Source organism: Yokenella regensburgei, assembly GCF_051486985.1.
GTDB lineage: Bacteria > Pseudomonadota > Gammaproteobacteria > Enterobacterales > Enterobacteriaceae > CBFFRJ01.
Genome location: NZ_JAHVDV010000068.1, coordinates 1 through 3,456 on the forward strand (window position 1 = coordinate 1; position 3,456 = coordinate 3,456).

Here is a 3,456-nt window from a genome sequence, read left to right on the forward strand (position 1 = left end):
ATCACGACTGATCGTAATTCCGATTACGTCCACACGCTGGACACGCTGGATGTCGAAATTGCTGCGGCAACTATGCCTATGGACTTCGACATCTACAACATTCCTGGCGGGATCTATCGTCGGGCAAAAGAAATCGTATCCACCAAAGAAAGCCCGTTCAAAGAATGGTCTGCGGTGCTGCGCAAAACGCCCGGCATTCTAGATTATTCCCGCGCAGCAATTTTCGCCGTTATCAGAAGCGCTCATCCTGAGCATTACAAATCCTCAGGTCGTTTGAGCGGTTACATAAACGCCAACCTTACCGAAACTGATCACACCAAGCCAACCGCCGAAACCCTCGCGGCCGCCCGCCAGATTGATAGTGCAGCAGTGGTTGCAGGAGTTATTCAGGGTACCGAACCGGTTGAGAGCCTCGATAAGCTGGACACTGGATTTGCTGTAGTTGGGAAAATGGCGGTAGAGGCTGCCAGTAAACCTGAGGCGGTGACCACAACAAAATCAGACGTCGCCAACCTTGGCGCCGGCATTTTCTCCATCGACAACCTGATGGGCCAGCAATCCACCACCAGCACCACCACTAAATCAGAAGAGGCTACCGACAATGTGCAGATGGAAACGACTGTCCAGGTCGAAAGCGAAGCTGGTAGCGCGGTATCAGCAGGCCAGAGCGTTGATGAGTCTGGTACAGAAACAGCTACCCTGACAGCCAAAGAGATTCTGGCTCCGGTCGGCGAAATGCTGGCATCTGCGATGGCGAAATTCGATCAGKCCGAAGAGTTGCAGGATGCCACTACCGAACCTGAACCTGAATACCCGGCCTATTTCGAACCGGGCCGTTATGAAGGCCTGCCGAATAACGTCTACCACGCAGCCAATGGTATCAGCAGCACACAGGTAAAAGACGCCCGTGTCAGCCTGATGTATTTCAACGCGCGCCACGTCGCCAAAACCATCGCCCGCGAGCAGTCCAAAGTGCTGGATATGGGMAACCTGGTGCATGCGTTGGCACTGCAACCGGAAAATCTGGATGCTGAATTCAGCGTTGAACCGGTTATCCCTGAGGGTGCGTTTACCACCACGGCGACGCTGCGCGAGTTCATTGATGMACACAATGCCAGMCTGGCRCCGCAGTTAAGCGGTGACGACATCAAAGCCCTGCTGGAAGAGCATAACGCCACGCTGCCCGCTCCGGTGCCAATGGGGTCATCTGTTGAAGAGACTGGACAGAGCTACATGTCTCTGCCAGCCGAATTCCAGCGCATTGAGGCAGACCAGAAACAGACAGCTGCAGCGATGAAAGCCTGCATCAAAGAGTACAACGCCACCCTGCCCGCGCCGGTGAAAACCAGCGGTAGCCGTGATGCTCTCCTTGAGCAACTGGCGATTATCAACCCTGACCTGGTTGCACAGGAAGCTCAGAAGCCCGCGCCGCTGAAAGTGTCCGGTACTAAAGCGGACCTGATTCAGGCAGTGAAGTCCGTGAAACCGGATGCGGTAWTCGCTGACGAACTGCTGGATGCGTGGCGCGACAACCCGGATGACAAGATTCTGGTGACCCGCGCGCAGCTGGCGACGGCCCAGGCCATTCAGGATGCCCTGCTGTCACACCCGACTGCCGGTAAGTTCTTAACTCATCCTAACCGCGYTGTTGAGACGAGCTATTTCGGCATCGATGATGAAACCGGTCTCGAAATCCGTGTTCGCCCTGACCTTGAAATTGACATGAGCGGTGTACGMATCGGCGTTGACCTCAAAACCATCAGCATGTGGAACGTCAAGCAGTCTGGCCTGCGGGCGAAGCTGCACCGCGAGATTATCGACCGCGATTACCACCTGAGCGCATCCATGTACATGAACACCGCGGCGCTTGACCAGTTCTTCTGGATTTTCGTCAACAAAGACGAGGGTTATCACTGGATAGCCATCGTCGAGGCCAGCCCGGAACTGATTGAGCTGGGCGCGCTGGAATACCAGACCACCATGCGTTCAATCGCAAACGCTTTTGATACTGGCGAATGGCCAGCTCCGGTGACTGAMGATTACGCCGATGAGCTTACTGATTACGACCTGCGCCGCCTTGAATTTCTGCGCACTCTGGCAAATGCATAAGGGGATCAACCATGGAAAACACGAACATCATCACCACCGAACAGCAGGCACCAAACACTATCTCTGCCAGCAATGCCATTTTCAACGTCCAGGCGCTGGGCCAGTTAACAGCATTCGCCAACCTTATGGCTGATTCTCAGGTCACTGTCCCTGCACACCTTGCAGGTAAACCCGCTGATTGCATGGCTATCGTAATGCAGGCCMTGCAGTGGGGCATGAATCCCTATGCGGTCGCGCAGAAAACCCACCTGGTAAACGGCGTTCTTGGCTATGAAGCCCAGCTGATAAACGCAGTTATTGCCAGCTCCAGTGCCATCCGTGGACGCTTCCATTATCGCTATGGCGGTGAATGGGAGCGCTGCACACGGACCCGCGAAGTCACCAAAGAAAAAAATGGCAARAACGGTAAATACCAGGTAACTGAGCGCGTTCGCGACTGGACTGACGAAGATGAAATTGGGCTCTATGTTGAGGTCGGGGCCATCTTGCGCGGTGAAAGCGAAATCACCTGGGGTGAACCCATTTACCTGTCTGGCGTGGYCACGCGTAATTCTCCGTTATGGGTCTCGAATCCTAAACAGCAGATCGCCTATCTCGGCGTCAAATACTGGGGCCGCCTGTACTGTCCTGAAGTCATTCTGGGTGTTTACAGCCCGGATGAGGTTGAGGCACGTACTGAACGTGAGATTAACCCTGAATTAAGCCAGCGCATGTCGGTTAAGGAGATCACCTCAGAAGTGGAATCAGCTGCCAAAGGACAGGAGTCCGCAGTAAACATCGATGTGATGGCAGACGACTTCCGCGACCGTATTGATGCTGCYCAGGATGTCGACAACGCCAARGCGGTGCGTGCTGATATCGAATCGCAGAAGGTCGTACTCGGTACCGCGCTGTTTACTGAGCTGAAGAACAAGGCAGTTAAACGTTATTACCTGGTGGATGCTCGCAATAATGTTGAAGCGGCTATCAACTCCCTGCCGAACCCTGGCGAACCGGGCGCCACCGAGCAATTTGCCGAAGCCGAGAAAATTCTGGCATCAGCCAAACGTCACCTCGGCGATGAGCTGTACGAAAAATACAGCGTCAATCTGCTGGATCTGAAACCTGAATACGTGGGCTAAGGGACAYGGGAGGGGAAACCCTCCCATGCCTAGGAGGAACTATGGGCTGGAGTATTGAAGAACTTGAGATCCTGGCGCGGAACAACAACAAAGTGGTTGCCGAACTGACCGGGCGCAGCGTGGATGAGGTGGCCGAACGCCGTCTGCTGCGAAATATCGAAGCTAACTGCTGGGATAAATACGACCCGGAGCGTACAGCATGAAAGAGCGCGGAATGATTTTTAAC

At 54.3% G+C, this 3,456-nt stretch carries 2 protein-coding genes and 1 pseudogene; all 3 read left to right on the plus strand.

From position 1 onward, the window contains the following. Positions 1 to 2,109: RecE family exodeoxyribonuclease (locus KXR87_RS23250; RefSeq protein ID WP_437434544.1), on the plus strand; the 2,109-nt coding region annotated here is incomplete at its 5' end. Continuing rightward, positions 2,048 to 3,230 (plus strand): annotated as a pseudogene (locus KXR87_RS23255) (RecT family recombinase). The gene KXR87_RS23250 and the pseudogene KXR87_RS23255, both read left to right, overlap by 62 nt. Before the next feature lie 41 nt (positions 3,231 to 3,271). Beyond that, complete coding sequence (locus tag KXR87_RS23260) at positions 3,272 to 3,433, plus strand: hypothetical protein (RefSeq protein WP_437434545.1); 162 nt, start codon at positions 3,272 to 3,274, stop codon at positions 3,431 to 3,433. Positions 3,434 to 3,456 lie beyond the last annotated feature (23 nt).